The 21797-nt window shown below is 71.5% G+C and carries 15 protein-coding genes; 9 read left to right on the top strand and 6 right to left on the bottom strand.

From position 1 onward, the window contains the following. The first annotated feature begins 30 nt into the window (after positions 1 to 30). Both ACH9EU_RS08225 and cspE read left to right on the top strand, forming a co-directional pair. A protein-coding gene (locus ACH9EU_RS08225) for an IS3 family transposase (protein ID WP_396412164.1) occupies positions 31 to 1277 on the top strand; the annotation gives its coding sequence in 2 pieces (ribosomal slippage) (positions 31 to 334 and positions 334 to 1277; 1248 coding nt in all). 765 nt (positions 1278 to 2042) lie between these two features. Beyond that, positions 2043 to 2249, top strand: a complete 207-nt coding sequence (gene cspE, locus ACH9EU_RS08220; RefSeq protein ID WP_396413450.1) for a transcription antiterminator/RNA stability regulator CspE — start codon at positions 2043 to 2045, stop codon at positions 2247 to 2249. Between the two features lie 365 nt (positions 2250 to 2614). On the opposite strand, the gene ACH9EU_RS08215 is transcribed toward cspE, so the two are convergent. Both ACH9EU_RS08215 and ACH9EU_RS08210 read right to left on the bottom strand, forming a co-directional pair. Then, on the bottom strand, positions 2615 to 3592 hold the full coding sequence (locus ACH9EU_RS08215; protein ID WP_396413449.1) for a hypothetical protein: 978 nt from the start codon (positions 3590 to 3592) through the stop codon (positions 2615 to 2617). A 242-nt stretch (positions 3593 to 3834) separates the two neighbouring features. Beyond that, positions 3835 to 4275, bottom strand: coding sequence for a hypothetical protein (locus ACH9EU_RS08210; RefSeq protein ID WP_396413448.1), 441 nt, complete (start codon positions 4273 to 4275; stop codon positions 3835 to 3837). 489 nt (positions 4276 to 4764) lie between these two features. Between ACH9EU_RS08210 and ACH9EU_RS08205 the strand changes: the two genes are divergently transcribed. Together ACH9EU_RS08205 and ACH9EU_RS08200 are read left to right on the top strand one after the other, a co-directional pair. After that, positions 4765 to 5202, top strand: coding sequence for a VOC family protein (locus ACH9EU_RS08205; protein ID WP_396413447.1), 438 nt, complete (start codon positions 4765 to 4767; stop codon positions 5200 to 5202). Between the two features lie 247 nt (positions 5203 to 5449). Continuing rightward, a complete protein-coding gene (locus ACH9EU_RS08200) occupies positions 5450 to 5935 on the top strand; it encodes a GNAT family N-acetyltransferase (RefSeq protein WP_396413446.1) in 486 nt (161 codons plus the stop codon). A 130-nt stretch (positions 5936 to 6065) separates the two neighbouring features. Here ACH9EU_RS08200 and ACH9EU_RS08195 read toward each other — a convergent pair whose 3' ends face one another. Next, complete coding sequence (locus ACH9EU_RS08195) at positions 6066 to 8543, bottom strand: PEP/pyruvate-binding domain-containing protein (protein WP_396413445.1); 2478 nt, start codon at positions 8541 to 8543, stop codon at positions 6066 to 6068. A 583-nt stretch (positions 8544 to 9126) separates the two neighbouring features. Then, positions 9127 to 10551 (bottom strand): MocR-like pyridoxine biosynthesis transcription factor PdxR, encoded by a 1425-nt coding sequence (gene pdxR / locus ACH9EU_RS08190; RefSeq protein WP_396413444.1) that lies wholly within the window; start codon positions 10549 to 10551, stop codon positions 9127 to 9129. A gap of 138 nt (positions 10552 to 10689) precedes the next feature. On the opposite strand from pdxR, the gene ACH9EU_RS08185 reads away from it, so the two are divergent. Beyond that, positions 10690 to 11574 (top strand): dihydrodipicolinate synthase family protein, encoded by an 885-nt coding sequence (locus tag ACH9EU_RS08185; protein WP_396413443.1) that lies wholly within the window; start codon positions 10690 to 10692, stop codon positions 11572 to 11574. A gap of 4 nt (positions 11575 to 11578) precedes the next feature. Beyond that, the gene (locus ACH9EU_RS08180) at positions 11579 to 12874 is read left to right on the top strand and encodes an MFS transporter (RefSeq protein WP_396413442.1); all 1296 of its coding nucleotides are present in this window, start codon (positions 11579 to 11581) and stop codon (positions 12872 to 12874) included. 221 nt (positions 12875 to 13095) lie between these two features. Here ACH9EU_RS08180 and ACH9EU_RS08175 read toward each other — a convergent pair whose 3' ends face one another. After that, on the bottom strand, positions 13096 to 13533 hold the full coding sequence (locus ACH9EU_RS08175; protein ID WP_396413441.1) for a glyoxalase: 438 nt from the start codon (positions 13531 to 13533) through the stop codon (positions 13096 to 13098). 118 nt (positions 13534 to 13651) lie between these two features. On the opposite strand from ACH9EU_RS08175, the gene ACH9EU_RS08170 reads away from it, so the two are divergent. Continuing rightward, positions 13652 to 17047, top strand: coding sequence for a DNA polymerase III subunit alpha (locus tag ACH9EU_RS08170; RefSeq protein WP_396413440.1), 3396 nt, complete (start codon positions 13652 to 13654; stop codon positions 17045 to 17047). A gap of 117 nt (positions 17048 to 17164) precedes the next feature. After that, the gene (locus tag ACH9EU_RS08165; protein ID WP_396413439.1) at positions 17165 to 18202 is read left to right on the top strand and encodes a DUF2382 domain-containing protein; all 1038 of its coding nucleotides are present in this window, start codon (positions 17165 to 17167) and stop codon (positions 18200 to 18202) included. A 102-nt stretch (positions 18203 to 18304) separates the two neighbouring features. Here the strand turns inward: ACH9EU_RS08165 and ACH9EU_RS08160 are convergent, their stop codons facing one another. Beyond that, positions 18305 to 19525 carry an MFS transporter gene (locus tag ACH9EU_RS08160; RefSeq protein WP_396413438.1) on the bottom strand — a complete coding sequence of 407 codons (1221 nt, stop codon included), beginning with the start codon at positions 19523 to 19525 and terminating at the stop codon, positions 18305 to 18307. A gap of 154 nt (positions 19526 to 19679) precedes the next feature. On the opposite strand from ACH9EU_RS08160, the gene thrS reads away from it, so the two are divergent. Beyond that, a complete protein-coding gene (gene thrS, locus ACH9EU_RS08155) occupies positions 19680 to 21794 on the top strand; it encodes a threonine--tRNA ligase (RefSeq protein WP_396413437.1) in 2115 nt (704 codons plus the stop codon). Positions 21795 to 21797: the final 3 nt, after the last annotated feature.

Here is a 21797-nt window from a genome sequence, read left to right as displayed (position 1 = left end):
TGGGGTTAGCCTCTTTTCGTGGACACCGAGATGGCGGGATTCGTTCCTGCCAGAGAGGATGTCCGCGTGGGACAGAGGAAGAAGTACACCCCGGAGTACCGCATCGAGGCGGCCCGGCTGGTGATCGATACTGGACGCTCGATCGCCGAGGTCGCTCGGGAGCTCGGCATCGGGGAGCAGCTGCTGGGCCGGTGGGTGAAAGCCGAGCGTGAGCGCACCGGGGCCACCGGGGCGCAGGAGCCGTTGACGGTCGATGAGCGGGCCGAGCTGGACCGGTTGCGCCGCGAGGTCTCCGAGCTGAAGCTGGACAACGAGTTCCTGGGAAAAGCAGCAGCCTTCTTCGCGTCGAAGCAACACCGCAAGAACGGTTTGAGCTGATGGACGCGGAGAAGGCCGACTTCGAGATCACCCGCATGGCCCGGCTGCTGGGGGTCTCCCGCTCGGGCTACTACGCCTGGGCGGCCCGGTGCGCGGCGGGGCCGGGCCCGCAGGCCATCCGGCGGGCCCAGGTCGATCAGGCCGTGCGCACCGCCCACGAGCATTCCGACGGGGTGGACGGGGCGCCGCGGATCACCGCCGCCCTGGCCCGGGGCGGGCTGGTGGTGAACCAGAAGACCGTGGCCGCCGCGATGCGCCGGCAAGGGATCGAAGGGATCAGTCCCCGCAAGTGGGCCCCGGTGACCACGATCCCCGGCACGGCCACGCACTCGATCCCGGACCGGGTGGAAGGCGCCTTCGACACTGGGAGCCTGGACGCGGTGTGGATCTCGGACATCACCTATCTGCGCACCGGTGAAGGGTGGCTGTACCTGTGCGTGGTCCGTGACGGGTGCTCACGAAGGGTGCTGGGCTGGGCGATGGACACCGTGCAGTCCACCGACCTGGTCGAACGCGCCGTGCGGATGGCCCACACCCTGCGCGGGGGTGTGCCGGCCGGTGTGGTGTTCCACGCCGACCGGGGCTGTCAGTACACCTCCGCCCAGCTGCACCAGGTGTGCCAGCAGCTGGACGTGCGCCAGTCGATGGGCCGCACCGGGGTGTGCTGGGACAACGCGATGGCCGAGTCGTTCTGGTCCACGCTCAAGACCGAGTTCTACGACCGGCGTACCTGGCCCACGCGGGACCAGGCCCGCCGTGAGGTCGCCCGCTGGATCGAGGTCGTCTACAACCGTCGCCGGCTGCACTCCGCGCTGGGCTACACCACCCCGGTCGAACACGAGCACGCCCTGCGGGCCGCCAGCACGCAGGCCACCGAAACGCGGCTCCAAGCCGCTTAGCACCGTGTCCACGATTTGCGGAGAACCCCATGAACAGGATCATGAGGAGATTGGGGCCGTTCATGGACGGTCGCGGCTCCTGGGTGTGGGCTCTCCACGGGTTCGTTTCACGGTAACCACCCACCCCACAAGTCCGCTCAGGGCCATCACAGCGCCGATCACGATCTCCACGACACTGCCGCTGACCAGTAGGTAAACGATGCCTGCCAACAGCAACACCACCCACGGCACCTAGATCATCTTCATGAGTCGTTGCCCTCCGTCGTCCGGCGCCCAAAGCGGGGCGTCGCGGCAGGCAGCTCTCTACCGCTGCGCTGGTAACCCAGTTCTACTGCCGCGTAGCCGTCGTCTCCAGATGTGCATCAGCTAAGGGGACAAAGACAGGGCGATCCCGACTGTCCATGATGACCAGAATGCCGACCTGGCCCATGCATATACCTGGGGACCGCCCGAGTTTCCGTGACTCCTTGACCTGCCGCGTTGCAGCAGGGGTTCCTCGGCGGGCGTCTGGGCAGGCCCGTGGTCCGGGGTGTCGTCGTTGGCCGCGAGTCGTCGCCATGGCCGCAGGTGTCGCCCGTCACTGCGTATCCGGGCCGGTCCGCGTACAGTGGAGTCCAGTTGTTGAAGTTTCGTTTTTCGCATTTCAAGCAGTTCGCCCGACTCCGGGTGAAGCAGTTTTTCTGAGAAGACGTTTTGGCAGGCATCGCAACGCCCGAGCACCCCGATCGCCGGGGACGCTCCGTTTCTCAGAAAGACAGGTTCCCCATGACTACTGGCACCGTCAAGTGGTTCAACGCCGACAAGGGCTTCGGCTTCATCACCCCCGAGGACGGCTCCAAGGACGTGTTCGCGCACTTCTCCGCGATCAACGCCGGCGGGTTCCGCTCCCTGGAGGAGAACCAGCGCGTGGAGTTCGAGGCCCAGGACGGCCCCAAGGGCCCCCAGGCCGCGAACATCTCCGTCATTGCGTGAGCTCCCACTGATTCCCTGACGGGATCTCCGACGACGGCCTGACCGGCCGTGACGTCACCGCAAGAAGCGCTCCTGGGACCGCCCGGGGGCGCTTCTTGCGTCCCTGCCTCGAATCCTTGCCCGCAGTACCAGTTCTTTCGGGACCACGCACCGCGGTACGTGGTCCTCCCCGGCAGGTGATTACCGGCGATGGGGCCAAGCCACCGCACCGGCGCACCGTGCCTGCCCGGTCTGGCTGATGAGGGTTCCGGTGCCGTCTGCTGCCACCACCGGTCCAGCCACGCCGGTTGACGTGCCTGGAAGAGCGTGGAATGAGCCGACGCGTTGTCGCGACGGGGACTGTTGTTGATTCGCGGCGGCGAGCCCTATGGCCGTGCGGCGCGGATGAGCTCTCGAGCCGCGACGGTGTCCGGGTGGTGTTGTAGGGACTGCTCGTGCTTGTCGACGTGCGCCACCACACGTGCGGCCTGGTCGATCAGGCCCCACTGCGCGAACAGTCGCGCATACGTCGGCCGATGGTTCGGCACCGGTACCCTGGTCGGGTCGCCGCCTACCCAGGCGGCGAGTTCAGCGCGGCCGCGTGTCAGGCTCAGCACGGGTAACACCTCGTCGTGCAGTACCCGGGTCAGCGCGTCGACGGTCGGGGTGACCCAGTGGTAGGCGGGCTGGCCGCAGTGCGCAGGCGCCACGCGGTCGAGGCTGGAGGGGACGTCCCGGCCGAAGCCGGGCACGTGCGTGCCGGACATCACCCAGACGAGTCCGGCGTAGCTGGTGCCGTCACCGGAGGTGCCTACGCCGGGCGCGACGGCGATCGACTGGACGAAGCCGTTGCTGCCTTCACGGTAGAAGTACCGCGGACCAGTCGCAGTGGTCGCGAACCCGGCCTGCTCGAGCAGCGGCCGCACCGCGGTCGCCAGCTTGTCGACCGTGTCGGTCGACAGCACATCGGTGGGTGCCGGATCGCGGGGGGATCGGTTCACCTCGACGACCGCGCGGATCACCGCCGCTTTCACGTCGGCAATCGCCAGCCGCGTACGCAGGTAGACCACCTCCCGATCCTCGGCCAGGATCGCCTCGACGCCCGGCTGGTCGGCCAGCGCCTGGTCCAGGCCGTCGTCGTACGGGTCGCAGTAGCAGCTGATCTCGTCGTCGAACCAGACGACCGTGTCGAAGCCGTCGATGTCGTCGGAGTCGTCCACGTCAATCCACTCCGGCAGCTCCTCGATCCTCGGCACGAGGTCCGGGTGCCGCGCGATCAGCAGCCCGCCGGCGGCAGATTCGGCGATCGCCGCGGCGACCGGGTCGCTCGAGGTGACCGGTCGTCGACCACCCTTCTTGTTCACACGCCAACGCATCGTTCGCCCTCGCATCCGCATCACATTCGGTCTTGGTGAAGTACTTGATGGTTCCGTACGCCGTCGTGATCCGCAGCAGCTCGACCCAGAGCCCGTAGCCGTCGCTGTTCCGCTCGGCGACCACCCATGCTGCCGGCCCTCGTCGCTGTGTGTTCGACATGGTTCCTCTGTGGCCGGGTCTGCCCATTTGGCCGGTCATAGCCACGAGCCGCGGTGATCGGGGCCGGTGGTCAGCTGGAGCGGTGCCAGAGGTTGTCGGCCTGCTTCTCCCAACCGGCATCCTCGAGGGTGTCGGTCGAGGGATCGTCGCTGATGAGGGCGACTTCCTGCCGGGGGGTGCCGCCGGAGAGCACGACGATCTTGTCCTGCTGGATGGTGGAGCAGCCGCCGATCCAGTCGTCGGCGGTGGAGCCGATCTGGATCAGGCAGGCCTCGTGGTCGGCATCGGAGGCCGGTCGTGCCGCGAAATAGGAGTAGTCGTCAATCTCGCCGAGGTAGCGGGCTGAGCCGTCGGCGAACTGCTCGTTGGATTGCACTGCTTCCGGCACTGGTTGTGCGGAGGACTCGGAGTCGAGGACGGCGATGTCGTGGCTGGTGGAGGTGCAGGCCGAGGCGGTCAGTGCGATCCCGATTGCCATTCCTGCTGTGCGAAAGATCGTCATGTTCAGCATGAGATGTCTCCTCCATTCAACCCTGGTCCTTGGGGTTGCCCCGGTGGCCGGGTACATTCACTGCGTGTTCTGGCAGTCCTTCCGCCGTGATCCGGGCCACACTACCGGGGGGTCAGGATGCAATAGGGGTCTCGGGTGCCGAGCCGTCGTCATGCGCGTCGTCCGGTGGGCACCGCCAGGGCATTGCGGCCGGCCGGCGTTGGCTGCCCCGCCGATCGGGCGGGACGCCAACGGCCAGGCCACGGCAGGAAAGTGCGGAGGTGGTGATGAGTGCGACCGGCACCCTGTGTCCGTGGAGGCCGGTGCCGTGTCCGGCGCGGCGGGATCGGCGGCGGTGTTCCGGAGCGCTTTACGGAGATGTGGCAGACCCGCCGACGAGGTCCCACGCATAGGGGACAGGCCGCCCAGGCGTTGCAGTAGCGGTTCCGCTTTCCGTAGCTTGAAGAAGCGTCAGTCTGAACATTGCCGCGGCTCGGTAGCATGCAACGCATGCCCATCAAGTTCGAGAACGTTGGCATCGCCGTCCGTGACCTCGAAGCGGCGATCGCTTTCTTCACCGGCCTCGGGCTGACCGTCCTGGGCCGGGACACGGTCAGCGGAGCGTGGACGGACACCGCCGTTGGCCTCGATGGCAACCATGCCAACATTGCCATGCTCCAGACGCCAGACGGCGACGGTCGCCTCGAGCTATTCGAGTACATCCACCCCGAGGCGATCGAGACGGAGCCCACACGGCCCAACGAGATCGGCATGCACCGCGTCGCCTTCTCGGTCGACGACATCGACGAGTCCCTCGAGATCGCCGCGAGGCACGGCTGCCACCCGCTGCGTGGCGTGGCGACCTACGAGGACGCCTACAAGCTCGCCTATGTCCGCGGCCCCAGCGGCATCATCGTGATGCTCGCCGAGGAACTGAATAGGCGCTGACGATCAGTCGATAGTCGCCTGACCATCGACCAACGCAACGCCAGCGACCACAGCCGCCGGCATCACCGGCGGGAGCAGGCCGCCGAGGAGCGTCGACGGATGCCCGCTACATAACGGCGAAAACCACATTGGACTGCGCTGCCCTCTCGGCAGGTTCCGCAGAAGAACTCGGTGTTCAGTCTGATCCGGTCGATCCGCTCCGCTTTGCCTACCGTTCGGCATCTGGCTATGGCCCTACGATGACCCCGTGCTCAATGACTTCTCCTTGGGGCCGTTGATGGCAGCGGAGAGCGCCTTGCTGACAACGGCCACGCTCGGGAACCTCAACTGGTGCGGGGAGCGGTTCTCAGCGACCGATGTGAGCACGCGGCCGGAGTTCTCCCACTACACGGTCTTTCACCCTCAGCGTGGCGACTTCGGATGGGTGGCGGAAGCGGGCAAGGAAGCCATCGGCGTTGTCTGGGCCCAGTACTTGCCCCCGGATGACCCCGGCTACGGATTCCTCGCCGAGGACACCCCGGAAGTAAGCCTGTGGGTGCGAGATGACTGGCGTGGCCGGGGAGTGGGCAGAGCGCTCCTGCGCCGGGCGCAAGACGATGCGCGAGCTCGACAGGTGCCTCGGCTCAGCCTGTCTGTGGAGGCCGACAACTACGCCAAGAAGCTCTACCTGGCTGAGGGCTTTGTGGATGTCCCCGGACGTGAAGCCGACGGCGTCATGGCCTGGAGCCCATAACAATTACAGGGCCAAGATCTCGCAGACGGCATCCTCTCGGGCGAAGACTTGGCCGATGCGGTAGGGGTTGGCCTACGGGCACCTGCTGCGTCCCTCCGGGCCACTAGGGCGCTTCAGCGGACGGTATGCACTATCCGCGGTGCGACAGGGATTCCGTGTCGTGCATGTGGATCAGCCCCGTGGCGCCGTCGATGGTGACCATCTGGCCCTCGGTCAGCCGGGTGGTGGCGTCGGGCACGCAGATGACGGCCGGGATGCCGTACTCGCGGGCCACGGTCGGGCCGTGGGCGATCGTGGAGCCGGTCTCCGTGATGAGTCCGCCGAGGGTCAGGAACAGTGGGGTCCAGCCCGGGTCGGTGGTCGGGGCGACGAGGATGTCACCGGGCTGCAGCCTCGCCTCGGACGGTTGGTGGACGATTCGTACCGGCCCGGTCGCGACCCCGGTGGCCGCCGGCTGGCCGACCAGCACGTCCGGCCCGTACTCGGCCGCGGTGTCGTCGGGCAGGGCCAGGGGATTCGTGCCGTCGGACAGCAGCAGGCCCGGGACCTGCCGCCGTCGGGCCTCGCGGTGGTGCTCCCGACGCCGGCCGGTCACCACCGCGTGCAGGTCCGCGCCGTGCGAGGCGTCGAGGGCCTCGTCCAGGGTCAGGAACATGATGTCCTCCGACTGCTCCAGCAGGCCGTGCTCGGTGAGTTCGGCCCCCGCGGTGAGCAACTGCCTGCGCACCTCGGCCAGGGGGGTCAGCCAGAGGAACTTGGGCAACTCGCGCAGGCCGGCCAGCTCCCGGCTGCGGCGCAGCATGGAGCCGGCGAGGCGGGCCCGCAGCGGCCGGGTGCGCTTCGCGCGGGCGATGAGGTCTGCCAGAGCGGCCTCGGCCTCGACGGCGGCGCGGGCGAACCGGGCCGGCGGGGCCTGGTCCGGGTCGGTCACCTGCAGGTACCCGGCCAGGGCGGCGAACACGGGGGTGGAGTCATCGGCCCACCGGGGGGAGCCGACGTCGATCTCGGCGCTGCCGCGGATCCCGTACTCCTCCAGGAAGGCGGTCAGGCCGAACTCGGGCAGCTCACCGCGCGAGAAGCGCGCGGCGAGCTCGTCCGGGGCGGTGCTGACCAGCACATCGCGGTGAGGACGGGCGGCCTCGGCCACGGACCAGAGCTTCAGGTCCATCTGGGTGGTGACGTTGTGGGGCATGCCGCGCAGGGTCGCGTTCAACTCGCCGGGCTGCAGGACGCCGCGCAGCAGCCAGCCGGCCACCCCCTGGGCGATGAGCGCCGCCCACAGGGGCGGCAGGGCACGCATCATCGGTCCGGTCATCGTCGCGTCCTGCAGACCGGCGGCGGAACGGATCCGGCCCGCCGTGTCCGCCGGTTCTCTCCGGGGCTGCCGGCGGACCTGCTCGAGTTCGTGGAACGCACGCTCACGGGCGGCAGCGGGCCGTGCCAGGGCCCGCAGCGCGCCGAGCAACGAGGCAGGCACGACGGCCAGGAGCAGCCGTGCTGTCCCACCGGCGGAGAACGCCCGCTGACCGGGACGAGCGGGACGGGGCGCGTAGCGGGGGTCGTCCAGGACGCGCCGCACGCCACGCGCCACGGCCGGACCGTAGACCTGCACCATCTCGGGGAGGTCGGAGTGCAGGCGCGGGCTGCGGATGAAGCCGGTGAGGTCCACGAACAGCCGGCCGCCGATGTCGACGAGGAATCGATCGACCACGGCGTCGTCGACGCCGATGACCTGCAGCCAGCGGCGGGTCGTCTCCCGCAGCACGGACATGCCCATGGGGGTGACCGGGCGCCGCAGGCCCTGCATGTGGCCGACCTCCAGGTAGATCCGGGGGTCGTCCTGCACCGGGTCGGTCCCGGGCGGGAGCGGGAAGAGGGTGGTGATGGCCCGGGACTGCAGCAGCCAGAGCGTGCCCTCCGCGTCGTAGGCGAACTCGATGTCCTGCGGGCTGCCGAGGGAGCGCTGCACCCGCTGCCCGGTCTGCTGGAGCTCGCGGAGCTGGTCGGGGGAGAGGCAGCCGTGATCCTGGTGCCCGGGGAGCGGGCCGTGCCCGGGCAGGACGTAGTGGTCGGTGTCCATGGCGCCGTCCACGACACCGGTGCCCCGCCCCGGGACCGCGTCGATGACGGTCTCTGTGCGGGTGCCGGTCAGGGGGTTGGCCGTGAACATCACTCCGGCGGCCGTCGGGGTGATCATGCGCTGCACGACGACCGCCATCGCCAGGTCCTCGGCCTCCAGCCCCTGCCCGGCCCGGTAGGCGACGGCGCGCGGACCGTCCAGAGAGTCCCAGCACTGCCGGATCGCCTCGAGCAGTGCGTCTTCGCCCTCGACGTCGAGGACGGTGTCCTGCTGGCCGGCGAAGCTGGCCCCCGGCAGGTCCTCGGCAGTAGCGCTGGAGCGGACGGCGACGGGGCCACGGCCCAGGTGTTCGTAGGCCGCCAGGACTGCCCGCTCGGGGACGGCGCCCGAGCGGTAGGCCTGGGTGGTCAGGCAGAATCCGTCCGGCACTCGCTCGCCCGCAGCAATGAGGGCCCCGAGGCCGGCGGCCTTGCCCCCGACGAGCCCGGTCGTCTCCGCGGTGGTGTCGGCGAGGTCGATCAGGTCCATGGGATGTCTCTCTGTTGTCCCAGCGGTGACGGGAGGTGAGGGATGGGCCGTGTCATGGGGCCTCCGACGCCCCGTTCGTAGCCGATGATCCGGTCGGACCGCTGGCAGGTCAACCTCCGCGTGCCCTGAGGCACCAGCGACATTGCGCGGCGGTGCTGGTGGTGGACAAGGCCCGGTCCCTTCGGCGTGGTCGGCCGGGACGGCCCCGGGCTTTCTCGACTCCCTGACCTGCCGCGTTTCACCAGGGGCTCCTTTGCGGGCATCCTCGGTCGGCCTGGCACATGCCGGCTTTTCCGAGGCGCTGTGGGGCAGAGGTGCGGGTCCGCGGAATCCTGACCACGGTAGGGGACGTGGACACCCGCACCCCGATGGGCTCAACGGTCCGCACCGTCATGGCCGCCTCGGCCCGGATGGAACCGGAGACCAGTCGGCAACCCACCACCCGCTCAGTGGCCGAGCGGGGGCCGCTGACAAGGATGTCGGCGGGCAGCGCGCCACGTACATCGACTCCCGGACTCGTCCCTCCGTCCGGCACCGAGGTGACGCCCGTGGGCCGTGAGAGCAGCTTGATCTGCTCCAGCATTCAGGTGCGGTCCTTCCCGTCGGGCGGGTCCGTGGTGTCGATCAGCTGGAGCAGGATGTCCAGGCCTCGGGTGAGTTGGAGGTCTGATGGCGCGCCGTATCCGATGACGAGCCCGTTCTGGGGTGGCCGGTGGGCGTAGTAGGGGGCGAGGGGGGCCACACGGACGCCACGGGTCAGCGCCCTCGCGGCCAGGTCCTCGGCGTGGACCGATGCGGGCAGGCGGACGACGGCGTGGAGACCTCCCTCCAGAGCGGCCAGTCCGAGCTCGGGACGGTTCGCGAGCCGGTCCAGTAACAGGGTGCGGCGGTGGGCGTAGGCCCGGCGTGCTCTGGCGGTGTGCCGGGCCAGTCCGCCGTCGTCGATGTAGTGGGCCAGTGCGGACTGCAGGACACCGCAGACGGGGCTGTCCAGCCGGGCGCGGGTCTCTTTCAGCAGGTCACCTGAGGTGCCCCGGACTACGAGGTAGCCGCAGCGCAGCCAGGGGCTCAGTGTTTTCGAGAAGGAGCCCAGCAGGGCAACCTCTGCCTGCGAGGGCAGGGACGCGGTGGCCGGCAGCGGCATGCGTCGGTGGCGGAACTCGCTGTCGTAGTCGTCCTCGAGAACGAGGACGCGGTGCTCGGCGGCCCAGTCCAGCAGAGCCAGCCGTTCCTGGACCGGCATCCGCCCGCCCAGGGGGTACTGGTGACTGGGGGTGATCAGCACCGCGTCGGGGACGGGGTCCACGGTGGTGAGCTGGACGGCTCGCAACCCGTCCGGGCCCACGGGCAGGGTCTCGATCCGGGCTCCGGCGGCGGTCAGGACCCGCCGGGCGGTGGGATATCCCGGGTCTTCCACCAGCACCCGGGGCGTTGGCGACCGGCTGCGCAGGGCCGTGACGATCAACTGCAGCGCGTCACTGGTGCCGGCGGTGACGATGACGTCCTCGGCATCCACGTTCAGCCCTCGTGCCGTGGCGAGATGAGCGGCGACAGCAGCCCGCATCCGGGAAGTCCCCAGTGCCGGTGGCAGGTCGACGTGGCCGGGCTCGGCCAGGGCTTCTCGCCAGGCGGTGCGCCAGGAGCGGTCGGCGAAGGGGGTGTCCGAGGGGCGACCCGGGGTGAGGTCGATGATCGGGCGGGAAGGCTCGTCGCGGGGGCGGGCTGGATCGGAGCGCGCCGGCGCCCGCACGTCGGCCCGCACGGCTATGCGGGTGCCACCCGCACCGTGGCCTTCGAGGTAGCCCTCACCGGCGAGCTGTTCGTAGGCGCGCACGACCACCCCACGCGAGACGCCGAGATCGGCGGCGAGCCGGCGGGAGGAGGGCAGATGGTGTGGGGCTCGCACGGTGCCCTCCAGGATCGCCTGCCGCAGTTGAGCGGCCAGCTGGACGGCGAAGGGGGCCGGGCTGTCCCGGTCCAGGGTGATGGGCAGCTCAACGACAGCCATTCTTGGTCCTCTTCCTCCCGCCGTTCTTGGCTCTAGGTTAGGACCAATCTGCTTGTCAGCATGGGTCCCGTCCGATCGATGATTCCCCGTGACCGGTGGTGCTGGTGCTGCCCGGGATGAGCGAAAGAGAGAATCCGCATGCTTGAAGGGCTCTGCGCCTTCCCCCTGACCCCGCTGTCCGGGACAGGTCTCGACGAGGCGGCCCTGACCGGTCTCATCTCGCGCCTCGTCGCGGCGGAGGTGGACTCCATCGGGGTGCTGGGCTCGACCGGGATCTACCCGTACCTCGACCGCGCCGAACGACGCACGGTGCTGGACGTGACTGTCGCCGCTGCTGCCGGGACGCCGGTGATCGCCGGGATCGGTGCACTCCGCACCCGTGAGGTGCTCACCCATGCCCAGGACGCGCAGACGGCGGGTGCGGCCGGGATGCTGCTGGCCCCGGTCTCCTATCACCGCCTGACGGAGGACGAGGTCTACGGGCTCTACCGCGATGTCGCCTACGCGGCGTCCGTGCCGGTGATCGTCTACGACAATCCCGGCACCACCGGCTTCACCTTCACCGATGAGCTCTACCGCCGCATCGCTCAGCTGCCGAACATGACCGGGATCAAGATCCCGCCCCCTGCCGCTGAGGTGGGCCACCGGGTCACCGCGCTCCGATCGAATCTCCCCGGCAGCATCTCCGTGGGCATCAGCGGTGATTGGGTGGCCGCCGAGGCACTGCTGGCCGGGGCCGACTGCTGGTACTCCGTGATCGGCGGGGTGTTCCCCGCAACGGCCCAGGCGATCGTGGACGCCGCCTCGGCCGGCCACCGGGAGCACGCCCAGGCGCTGTCCCAGGCCCTGGAGCCGATCTGGGCGCTGTTCCGGCGGTACGGCAGCCTGCGCGTGGTGGCTGCCATCGCCGAAACCATCGGGCGGGTGCACTCGCCCTGCCTGCCCCTGCCGCTGCTCGGGCTGCCCCCACAGGGCCGTGCCGAGCTCGAGGCGGCCCTGCACACCACCGGACTGGCCGGGTGAGGACGTGCACCGCCACAGCCCGCCCACCTCCGGGCCCGTCCCGGCGTCCCGGCTCGAGGCCCCCTCCGCACAGCACCCCCGGACGCAGGGCGCCACCGGCCGGTCCGGCACGGCGGCAACGCCTGCCGCCAGGGGCCTTCCTCGCTACGTCCTCGCGGCGACCCTGGCGCGCACCGCCGACGGGGGCGCGGTGCTGGCCATCGTGCTGCTCGTGACGACCAGCGGGGCACCGGGCTGGCTGGCCGGTCTGCTGGGTGCTGCCATCACCGCCCCGCACCTGCTGGGCCCATTCATCGCCCGCCGTCTGGACACCGCCCAGGACGGGCGCACCGTCATCGCCGGCGCCTGCGTCATCCACGGGGCCACCCTGGCTGCGGCCGTGCTGCTGTACCCGCTCACCTGGCCGATCGTTCCCGGGCTTCTGCTGGTCGCCTCCGGGCTGGTCGGGCCGCTGCTCACCGGGGGCATCAGCAGTCGCCTGCCCGCCATCGCGGGACCGGACCGGCTCGGTCAGCGACGCGCACAAGGCTGGGACGTGGCCACCTACGGCATCGCAGGAACCATCGGCCCCAGCATCGTCGCGGTGGTCTCGGTCCGGGCCGATCCCGTCGCCGCCGCGCTCATGCTCGCCGCTGCCACGTTCGTGGCCGCAGCCTTCGTGCGGCTGCTGCCCTACGCCCCACCGGCCGCCCACCCGAGCGAGGTCCCTTCACCCGGTCGCACACTGAGCATGATGGCGGCCTTCGGCCCACTGCGCCGCACGCTCTACCTGACGATGGTCGTCGCGCTGTCCGTGGCCGCGCTGCCCATCGCGGCGATCGCCTCCACCGACAGACTGCACATCGACCACGCCGCCGCCGGGCTGCTCACCGCCGCCTACGGGCTGGGAGGCCTCGCCGGATCAGCCGGGGTGATGGTGCGCCCCTTCACGGCAGACGCGGACCGACTCATGACCTGGCTCGCGGTGGCCGTGGCCACCGCCCTGATCGGCTCCACCCTGGCCTCCACCTTCGCACTGGCCTTGGCCGCCTACGCGGTGGCCGGCGTCCTCAACTCCTGCTTCTTCGCCGCCACCCTGGCGGCCCGCAGCGAGTACGCCCCCCGCCGAGCCCGCGGCCAGGTGTTCGTGTGGATCGGCGCACTGAAGATCACCGCAGGCTCCGCCGGCACCGCCCTGGCCGGGCTGGTCGTCACCGGCGCCGCACAGCTGCCCCTGGCCCTGGCCGCGACCCTCATCGCCGTCGCCGTAGCAGCCTCGATCATCGACCGTCGCACCGACCGCACCCCAGAAAGACCCTGAGCAAGGAATCCGCCCCCGCACGATCGCGTTCCCGCTGGCCGAGACGCCCCTCATCAACCGTCGCCCCAGGGGTGATCCTGAGCAGAGGACGACGGACATGGTCAGGCACCACTCCGCTTCACATCTGGCCTGGTGCGCGGCCGAACACGGCGCGACAACCGCCCTGTCGACGCAGCGCTGGAGCGAACCCCCGCTCTCTGATCACCTCCGGTCCCCGAGAACTAGGAGCCCTCCCGTGAGTTCCCGCCGTCGTGCATCCACGGGGTGTGGGCGATGGCGGTCAGCAGCCCCTCCGGACTCAGGAGGCGGGCGGTCGTCTGCCCCCAGGGCTCCTCGCCGGCGTCCTTGAGCACCCGGTGCCCCGTGCCGCGCAGCTCCTCCGCCGCCGCGGCGACCGCCTCGGGGGTCTCGACGTCGAACTCGATCCACGCCTGCGGCACCGGCAGGTCCTCCGGCCACCGGCGTGCGCCGAACGTGGACTCCGCGGCCTGCTCGAGGGGCCAGACGGCGAACGCCTTGACCCCGGGGAGCCGCTCGGTGTGGAAGTACCCGGGGTTGAGCTCGTCCAGGGGGATCCCGATGGCCCCGGACCAGAAGTCCACCGATTCGGCGCCGGAGGTGGTGATCGGGCCGAACCCGGACACGAAGGAGATCTTCATGGGTCCATGATCGCCCCGGGACCGGCGGGACACCAGGTGCGGCGTCCCCCGGACGCCCCGTCGCCCGGCGGAGGCTTTGCAATTGACTTAATATTAGAACACGTATTCGAATAGGGGGGTGAGCTTTCCGCACCTGCACGTCGCCACGGCCTTCAGCGCCCACTACGGGGTGAGCCGGCCCGCCGCCCTCGTGGCGGCGGCCGCGGCCGACGGCGCGGACGCGCTCGCCTGCACCGACCGGGACGGGCTCTACGGGGCGGTCAAGCACCTGGGCGCGTGCCGGGAGCACGGCCTCGACCCCGTCCTGGGCGTCGACCTCGCGCTGCTGGACCCCGGGCGGGAGAGGGCCCTCGGCCGCGCGGTGGTGCTCGCCGCCGGCGGCACCGCCGGTGCGGGCTACGCCGCCCTGTGCCGGCTCGTCTCCGCGGCCCACGCCGACGGGGGCCCGACCGGGGTCACCCCGGCCGGGATCGCGGCCCACGCCGTCGGGCCCGGGGGCGGGCAACCGGTGCTGACCGTGCTGCTGGGACCCGCCTCCGACGTCGGGCGGGCGCTCGCGGCCCGCCGCTACCGTGCCGGCCGCTCCGCCCTGGCCCGCTGGCGGGCCCTGCTGCCCGCCGAGGCGCTGGCCGTGGAGGTGGTCTCCCACCTGTCGCCCCCCGGCACCGCGTGCAGCACGTCCCACGCCGCCCGGATGCTGCGGGCCGCCCACGAGGCGGGGCTGACCCCCGTGCTGACCAACGCGGTGCGCTACGCCACCCCCGCCGAGGCCGCGACCGCCGACGTCCTCGACGCGGCCCGCGCCCTCGCGCCGCTCGAGACCCTCGGGACGCCCGGGGCGCCCGGGACGCCCGGGACCGGGCGGGGGGAGGCGGAGCCGCTCCAGCCCAACGGCCAGGGGTGGCTCAAGCCCGCCCGGCAGATGCACGAGCTGGCCACCGAGATCGCCCGCGCCGCCGACCTCGGCGCCGCCGGCGCCGCGGCCCTGCTGGCGGGCACCCGGCGCACGGCCGACCGCTGCCGCCTGGACCCGGCCGCCGACTGCGGCTGGGGGCGGCCCGTGGTCCCCGAGGCCTCCGTGCTGGGCCTGCAGCGGCCCGCACCCGCGGAGCTGCGGGCCCGCTGCGAGGCGGGCCTGGCACGGCGCTACCCCGGCCGCCGCGCCACCCGGCAGGTGCGGGAGCGGCTGGAGCGGGAGCTGGGGGTGATCGAGGGGCTGGGCTTCGCCTCCTACTTCCTCACCGTGGCCGAGGTCTCCGCCATGATCGGGGCGCTGGGCGTCCGCCACGCCGCCCGCGGCTCCGGGGTCTCCTCGCTCGTCAACTACCTGCTCGACGTCTCCCAGGTGGACCCCCTGGAGCACGAGCTGCTCTTCGAGCGGTTCCTCTCTCCCGACCGCTCGACCCTCCCGGACATCGACATCGACGTCGAGTCCGCCCAGCGCCACCGCGTCTACCGGGAAATCTTCGCCCGCTTCGGCCCCGAGCGGGTGAGCCTGATGAGCATGCAGAACGCCTACCGCGCCCGCGGCGCCGTCCGGGACGCGGGGCTCGCGCTCGGCCTCGACCCCGGGACCGTGGACACCGTGGCCAAGCAGCTGTGGCACCTGCCGGCGGCGTCGCTGCGGCAGACCCTGGCCCGTCAGCCGGAGCTGCGGGAGCTCGCCGAGCAGGTGGCCCGGGAGCAGCAGCTGGACCTGCTCGTGGACCTCACCGAGCGCCTGGACCGCCTGCCCCGGCACATCTCCATGCACCCGTGCGGGGTGATCCTGGGGGACCGCACCCTCCTGGACCGCACCGCCGTGCAGGCCAGCGGGATCGGGCTGCCGATGAGCCAGTTCGACAAGCACGACATGGACCCCATGGGCATGCTCAAGCTCGACATCCTCGGGGTGCGCATGCAGTCCGCCCTCGCCCACGCCGTCGACGAGGTGGCCCGGCTGGACCCGGGCCGTCCCCGGCTGGACCTCGAGGCCGTGCCCGTCGACGACGAGGCCACGTTCGAGCTCATCCGCTCGACCCACACCCTGGGCTGCTTCCAGATCGAGTCCCCGGGCCAGCGCGAGCTCATCGGCAAGATGGCGCCCACGAGCTTCGGGGACCTCATCGTGGACATCTCCCTCTTCCGGCCCGGGCCCATGCAGTCGGACATGGTCCGTCCCTACCTGGAGCACCGCCACGGCTGGTCCGCGCCGGTCTCGATCCACCCGGACCTCGACCCGATCCTCGCCGAGACCCACGGCGTGACCGTCTTCCACGAGCAGGTGCTGCGCATCCTGGACGTCTTCACCGGGTGCGGGCCGGCCCGGGCCGACGAGCTGCGCCGCCGGCTCGGCTCCGAGCGGCAGCTCGAGGTGGAGGCGTTCTTCCGCGAGCGCGCCCGCGCGAAGGACTACCCCCTGGACGTGGTGGACCGGGTGTGGGAGATCCTGGCGGCGTTCGGCTCGTTCGGCTTCTGCAAGGCCCACGGGGCGGCGTTCGCGGTGCCCACCTACCAGTCCGCCTGGCTCAAGACCCACCACCCCGAGGCGTTCCTCGCGGGGCTGTGGGAGCACGACCCGGGGATGTACCCCAAGCGCCTGCTCGTGGGGGAGGCCCGGCGGATGGGCGTGCCCGTCCTGCCCCTGGACGTCAACCGCTCCGACGAGCACTACCGGGTGGAACGGCTCGACGACGACCCCTCCCGCCTCGGGGTGCGCCTGGCCCTCACCGGGATCCACGGCGTCTCGCGGGCGGAGGTCCGCCGGATCGTGGCCGGCCGGCCCTACGCCTCGCTCGCGGAGCTGCGGGCCCGGGCCCGCCCCGCCCGGCGCACCCTCGAGCGGCTCGCGGCCGTCGGGGCCTTCGACGGCCTGCTGCGCGGCTCCGGCGGCAGCGCCTCCCGCGCCGACCTCGTGCACGCCCTGCGCGTGCGGGCCGACAGCGACCGGGCCCCGGCCGGGGCCCGGGAGGTCGAGGGGCAGCTGGCGCTGCCGCTGGGCGACCTCGAGCTGCGGGCCCTGGCGCCGGAGCTGCCGGAGCCCACCCTCGAGGAGAAGGTCCGCACCGAGCTGGACCTGCTCGCGGTGGACGTCTCCGCGCACCTGCTGGAGAGCTGGGCGCCCCTGCTGCGCGAGCTCGGCGTCACGCCCGCCGAGCGGCTGCTGGAGCTGCGCAGCCGCAGCGAGGTGCTCGTGGCGGGGGTGCGGGTCTCGACCATGACCCCGCCCGTGCGCGGCGGCCGGCGGGTGGTCTTCGTGAGCCTCGACGACGGCACGGGCACGGTGGACTGTGCCTTCTTCTCCGACGCGCAGGAGCGCTCGGGGCCGTACCTGTTCGGCACGCGGATGCTGCTGGTGCGGGGGCGGACCCGGCGCACCGGGCCCCGCGGGATCAGCCTCAGTGCGGTGCAGGCGTGGGACCTCGCCGACCCGGGGACGCCGGCGGCCGTCCGGTCCGCGGTGGGATGGGGCCGCCGCGACGGGCGGGGCGGCCCGTTCACTCTGCGAGAATCCATTGGTCAGGGCACTGATTAGCAGTATGGTTACCAATGACAGCGGACGAGCTGTTCCCCGCCCCGGCGGGGATCGTCCGCGGCGGGCTCCCCGCCCCCGGGGGGCCCGTTGTCTCGCAGAGAAGGAGAAGGAGTTCTCATGGCTACGTACGACGTCAACGCCCTGCTCTCGTCCACCGCCTACGGGTCCGACGGCGACAAGATCGGCAAGGTCGAGCAGGTCTTCCTGGACGACAACACCGAGGAGGTCACCTTCGTGACCGTCAACACGGGGCTGTTCGGCACCAAGGAGAGCTTCGTCCCGGTCGAGGGCGCCCAGCAGGACGGCGACCGCTTCGTGCTCCCCTACACCAAGGACGTCGTCAAGGACGCGCCGAACGTGGACGCGGACCAGCACCTCTCCCCGGCCGAGGAGGAGGAGATCTACCGCTACTACAAGATGAACTTCTCCGGCGCCGACGCCGGTCGCGACAGCACCGACCGGGACCGCGACCTCACCGACCGCAGCGACACCACCGACTACGTCGGCACCGGGACCACCGGCCGCAACGACCAGGACACGGTGGGCACCGACCGCAACGCCGTGCCCGGCGGCGCCGCGGGCACGGCGGGTGTCGCCGGCGGGACGGCGACCGGCGCGGAGACCGGGCGCGACGTCTCCGGAACCGCCGGCTACACGGACCGTGACCGCGACGCCGGTGACACGGCCGGGATCGCCGACTCCGGGCGCATCACCGACCCGGACCTCACCGACCCGGACCGCGACCGCACCGATCGTGACCGCACCGACCGCGACCTCGCCGACACTCCCGACAACGGCGTCGTCCGCCACGAGGAGCGGCTCGACGTCGGCACGGAGCGGCAGGAGGCCGGCCGCGCCCGCCTGCGCAAGTACGTGGTGACCGACCACGAGACCGTCGACGTCCCCGTCGAGCGCGAGGAGGTCCGCGTCGAGCGCACCCCCATCGACGACACCAGGACCGGTGGCAGCATCGGCGAGGACGACGCCGAGGTGACCCTCCACGAGGAGCGCCCGGTCGTCGACAAGGAGACCGTGGGCGTCGAGAAGGTCGGCCTCGAGAAGGAGACCGTGCGCGACACCGAGCGTGTCGACGCCGACGTCCGCAAGGAGCAGGTCGACGTCGACGGTGACACGGACCGCCGCGACCGCATCTGATCGCCACGGCGACCGCTCGCGACCGCGCCCGGTCGTGACCGGCCGGCCCGGGGCCCCGTCACCGCACGGTGACGGGGCCCCGTCGTCGTCCAACGGTGCGGCTCAGGCCGCGCGCCGGCGGCCGGGCACGGCGGCCCAGTAGACCAGGCCCAGGCCCACCACCGCCGCGGCCGTCGCGTACATGCCCCGGTAGCCCAGGACGGGGACCAGGGCGCCCAGGAGCACCGGCCCCAGCGCGACGCCGACGTCCATGCACAGGAAGTACGTCGAGGTCGCCAGGCCCACCCGGGTCAGCGGGGCGCGGCGGACCGCCGCGGCCTGGGCCGCCGAGAGCACGGCACCGTAGCCCACTCCCAGCACGGCGCCCGAGGCCAGCACGAGCGCCGGCGAGTCGGCGACGGCGAGCATCAGCAGCGCCACCACGAACAGCAGCAGGGCCGGGTGCAGCACCGCGTTGTCCCCGCGCCGGTCCTGCAGCCGGCCCGCGAAGGGGCGGCTCACGAGGACGGTGGCGGCGTAGGCCAGGAAGTACACGCCGGCCGGTCCCACGAGGTCCTCCTCCACCGCGAAGGCGTTGATGAAGGACAGGACGGCGGAGTAGCCGGTGCCCACGAACAGCATGAGCGCGGCCACCGGCAGCGCCCGCCCCTCCACGAACTGCCGCGGGGCGAAGGACCGCAGGCCCCGGCGCTGCTCGGGGGACAGGCTCAGCTCGGGCACCCGGACGAGCGATCCCACGCCGAGCCCGACCACGGCGGTGCCGGTGCAGACCAGGAACAGCACGGGGTAGCCCACCGTGGTGGACAGCGTGAGCCCGGCCAGGGGCCCCAGCGCCGCCGCCAGCGTGACGGAGAGCATGAAGTAGCCGGTGCCCTCCCCCCTGCGCTGCGGCGGGATGAGCGCCTGGACCGCGGCCGGCAGGACGGTGGTGGCCATGCCGAAGCCCACGCCGTTGACCGTGCGCACCACGAGCAGGCCCGCGAACCCCGTCTCCACCAGGTAGGCGGCCGCGCACAGCACCAGCAGCACGAGAGCGGTGCGCAGCACGCGCCGCCGCCCGAGGAGTTCCATGTACTTGCCCGTGAGCAGCCGGGCCAGGACGGCGCCGGCGATGAACGCGCTCGTGGCGACCCCGGCCAGCGCCTCGTCCGCCCCGAAGCGGTCCATGGCGTAGACGGCCATGACGGTCATCAGCAGGTAGAAGTTCAGGGCGATGAGGAACTGCGCCGACCACATGAGCACGAAGCCGGTGGTCCACAGCCGGGACGGCGGCGAGCTCCCGGGGCCGGACCGGTCGGGCGGTCCGGGGTCGTCTGTCGGCATCTGGTGGCCTCACCTCCGCCGGCCATCATCTCACCGACCGTGACCCGATCCGGCCGGCGGGTACCATCGATGCAGTGCGCGCCGCCCGACGGCGCCCTGCCGCGTGCCCCCCGTACGGGTGCGTGCCGTTGCCGACCGAAGGAGAACCCTCCCCATGACCACCGCGCAGCAGCCCGGGTCCGCCCCCCTCACGATCACCGTCGACGGCGAGCGGCGCACGGTGGACACCGGGACCTCGGCGGCGGACCTGTACCGCGAGGACCGGGCGGTGGTCGTGGCCCGCGTCAACGGCGTGCTCAAGGACCTCGCCGTCCGGCTGGCCGACGGCGACGTCGTCGAGCGCGTGCTGATCTCGGAGCCGGAGGGCCTCGAGGTGCTGCGCCACTCCACCGCCCACGTCATGGCCCAGGCCGTGCAGCAGCTGCACGAGGAGGCCAGGCTCGGCATCGGCCCGTACATCACCGACGGCTTCTACTTCGACTTCGACGTCGAGCAGCCCTTCACGCCCGAGGACCTGAAGGCCATCGAGAAGCGGATGCAGCGGATCGTCAACTCCACCCAGTCCTTCCGCCGCCGCGCGGTGAGCGAGGAGGAGGCGCGGGAGGAGATGGCCGGCGAGCCGTACAAGCTCGAGCTCATCGGCCTGTCCCAGGGGCCCGGCTCCGGCGGGGACGTGGACGCGGCCGCCGAGGGCGCCTCCGTGGAGGTCGGGGCCGGGGAGCTGACGATCTACGACAACGTGGACCGCAAGACCGGGGAGACGGTCTGGCGGGACCTGTGCCGCGGCCCGCACCTGCCCGACACCAAGCTCATCGGCAACGGCTACGCCCTCATGCGCTCGGCCGCCGCGTACTGGCGCGGCTCCGAGAAGAACAAGCAGCTGCAGCGCATCTACGGCACGGCGTGGCCCACCAAGGAGGAGCTCGTCGCCTACAAGGACCGCCTCGCGGAGGCCGAGCGCCGCGACCACCGCAGGCTCGGTGCGGAGCTGGACCTGTTCTCCTTCCCGGACGAGCTCGGCTCCGGTCTGCCCCTGTTCCACCCCAAGGGGGGGATCATCAAGCGGGAGATGGAGGACTACGTCCGGGACCGCCACGTCGCCGAGGGCTTCCAGTACGTGGGCAGCCCGCACATCTCCAAGGACGGGCTGTTCCACACCTCCGGGCACCTGCCGTACTACGCGGACACGATGTTCCCGCCGCTGCACGTGGACGAGGAGCGGGACGCGGAGGGCAATGTCACCAAGCCGGGCCAGGACTACCGGCTCAAGGCGATGAACTGCCCCATGCACAACCTCATCTACCGGGCCCGGGGCCGGTCCTACCGGGACCTGCCGCTGCGGCTGTTCGAGTTCGGCCACGTCTACCGCTACGAGAAGTCCGGCGTCGTCCACGGCCTCACCCGCGTCCGCGGCTTCGCCCAGGACGATTCCCACTCCTACGTCACCCGTGAGGACGCACCGGACGAGATCCGGCACCTCCTGGGCTTCATCCTCGGGCTGCTGCGGGACTTCGGGATGCACGACTTCTACCTCGAGCTCTCGACCCGCGACCCGGAGTCGGACAAGTTCATCGGCTCCGACGAGGAGTGGGCGGAGGCCACCCGCGTCCTGGAGGAGGTCTGCTCGGAGACCGGCCTGGACCTCGTGCCGGACCCGGGCGGGGCCGCCTACTACGGGCCGAAGGTCTCCGTCCAGGCGAAGGACGCGATCGGGCGCACCTGGCAGATGTCCACGATCCAGTACGACTTCAACCAGCCCGAGCGCTTCGACCTCGAGTACCAGGCAGCCGACGGGACCCGCCGGCGGCCCGTGATGATCCACTCCGCGAAGTTCGGCTCGATCGAGCGGTTCATGGGCGTGCTCGTGGAGCACTACGCGGGCGCGTTCCCGGCCTGGCTGGCTCCCGTCCAGGTCGTGGCGATCCCCGTGGCCGAGGCGTTCAACGACTACCTGCAGGAGGTCGTGGACTCCCTGCGCGCCCGCGGGGTGCGCGTGGAGCTCGACGCCGGCTCCGACCGGTTCCCCAAGAAGATCCGCACCGCCGCCAAGGAGAAGGTGCCGTTCGTGCTCATCGCGGGCGGGGAGGACGCCGAGGCCGGCGCGGTGTCCTTCCGCTTCCGGGACGGCTCCCAGGACAACGGCGTGCTCGTGGGGGAGGCCGTGGAGCGGATCGTGGCGCACATCGCCCGCCGGACCAACGAGGACCCCTCGGCCGCCCCGGCCGAGGCCACCCGCTCCTCCGCCGAGACGGCGGGGGTCGGGCAGTGACGG

It is taken from the genome of Kocuria rhizosphaerae, assembly GCF_044462265.1.
In the GTDB taxonomy this organism is placed as follows: Bacteria; Actinomycetota; Actinomycetes; order Actinomycetales; family Micrococcaceae; genus Kocuria; species Kocuria rhizosphaerae.
This window is presented reverse-complemented; position numbering and strand designations above follow the sequence as displayed.

What these genes read in the sequence shown, in the direction of transcription:
- cspE (WP_396413450.1), top strand. Translation starts at nt 2,043, where the DNA reads ATGACTACTGGCACCGTCAAGTGGTTCAACGCCGACAAGGGCTTCGGC.
- ACH9EU_RS08210 (WP_396413448.1), bottom strand. Translation starts at nt 4,275, where the DNA reads ATGCTGAACATGACGATCTTTCGCACAGCAGGAATGGCAATCGGGATC.
- ACH9EU_RS08205 (WP_396413447.1), top strand. Translation starts at nt 4,765, where the DNA reads ATGCCCATCAAGTTCGAGAACGTTGGCATCGCCGTCCGTGACCTCGAA.
- ACH9EU_RS08195 (WP_396413445.1), bottom strand. Translation starts at nt 8,543, where the DNA reads ATGGACCTGATCGACCTCGCCGACACCACCGCGGAGACGACCGGGCTC.
- pdxR (WP_396413444.1), bottom strand. Translation starts at nt 10,551, where the DNA reads ATGGCTGTCGTTGAGCTGCCCATCACCCTGGACCGGGACAGCCCGGCC.
- ACH9EU_RS08185 (WP_396413443.1), top strand. Translation starts at nt 10,690, where the DNA reads ATGCTTGAAGGGCTCTGCGCCTTCCCCCTGACCCCGCTGTCCGGGACA.
- ACH9EU_RS08175 (WP_396413441.1), bottom strand. Translation starts at nt 13,533, where the DNA reads ATGAAGATCTCCTTCGTGTCCGGGTTCGGCCCGATCACCACCTCCGGC.
- ACH9EU_RS08165 (WP_396413439.1), top strand. Translation starts at nt 17,165, where the DNA reads ATGGCTACGTACGACGTCAACGCCCTGCTCTCGTCCACCGCCTACGGG.
- ACH9EU_RS08160 (WP_396413438.1), bottom strand. Translation starts at nt 19,525, where the DNA reads ATGCCGACAGACGACCCCGGACCGCCCGACCGGTCCGGCCCCGGGAGC.
- thrS (WP_396413437.1), top strand. Translation starts at nt 19,680, where the DNA reads ATGACCACCGCGCAGCAGCCCGGGTCCGCCCCCCTCACGATCACCGTC.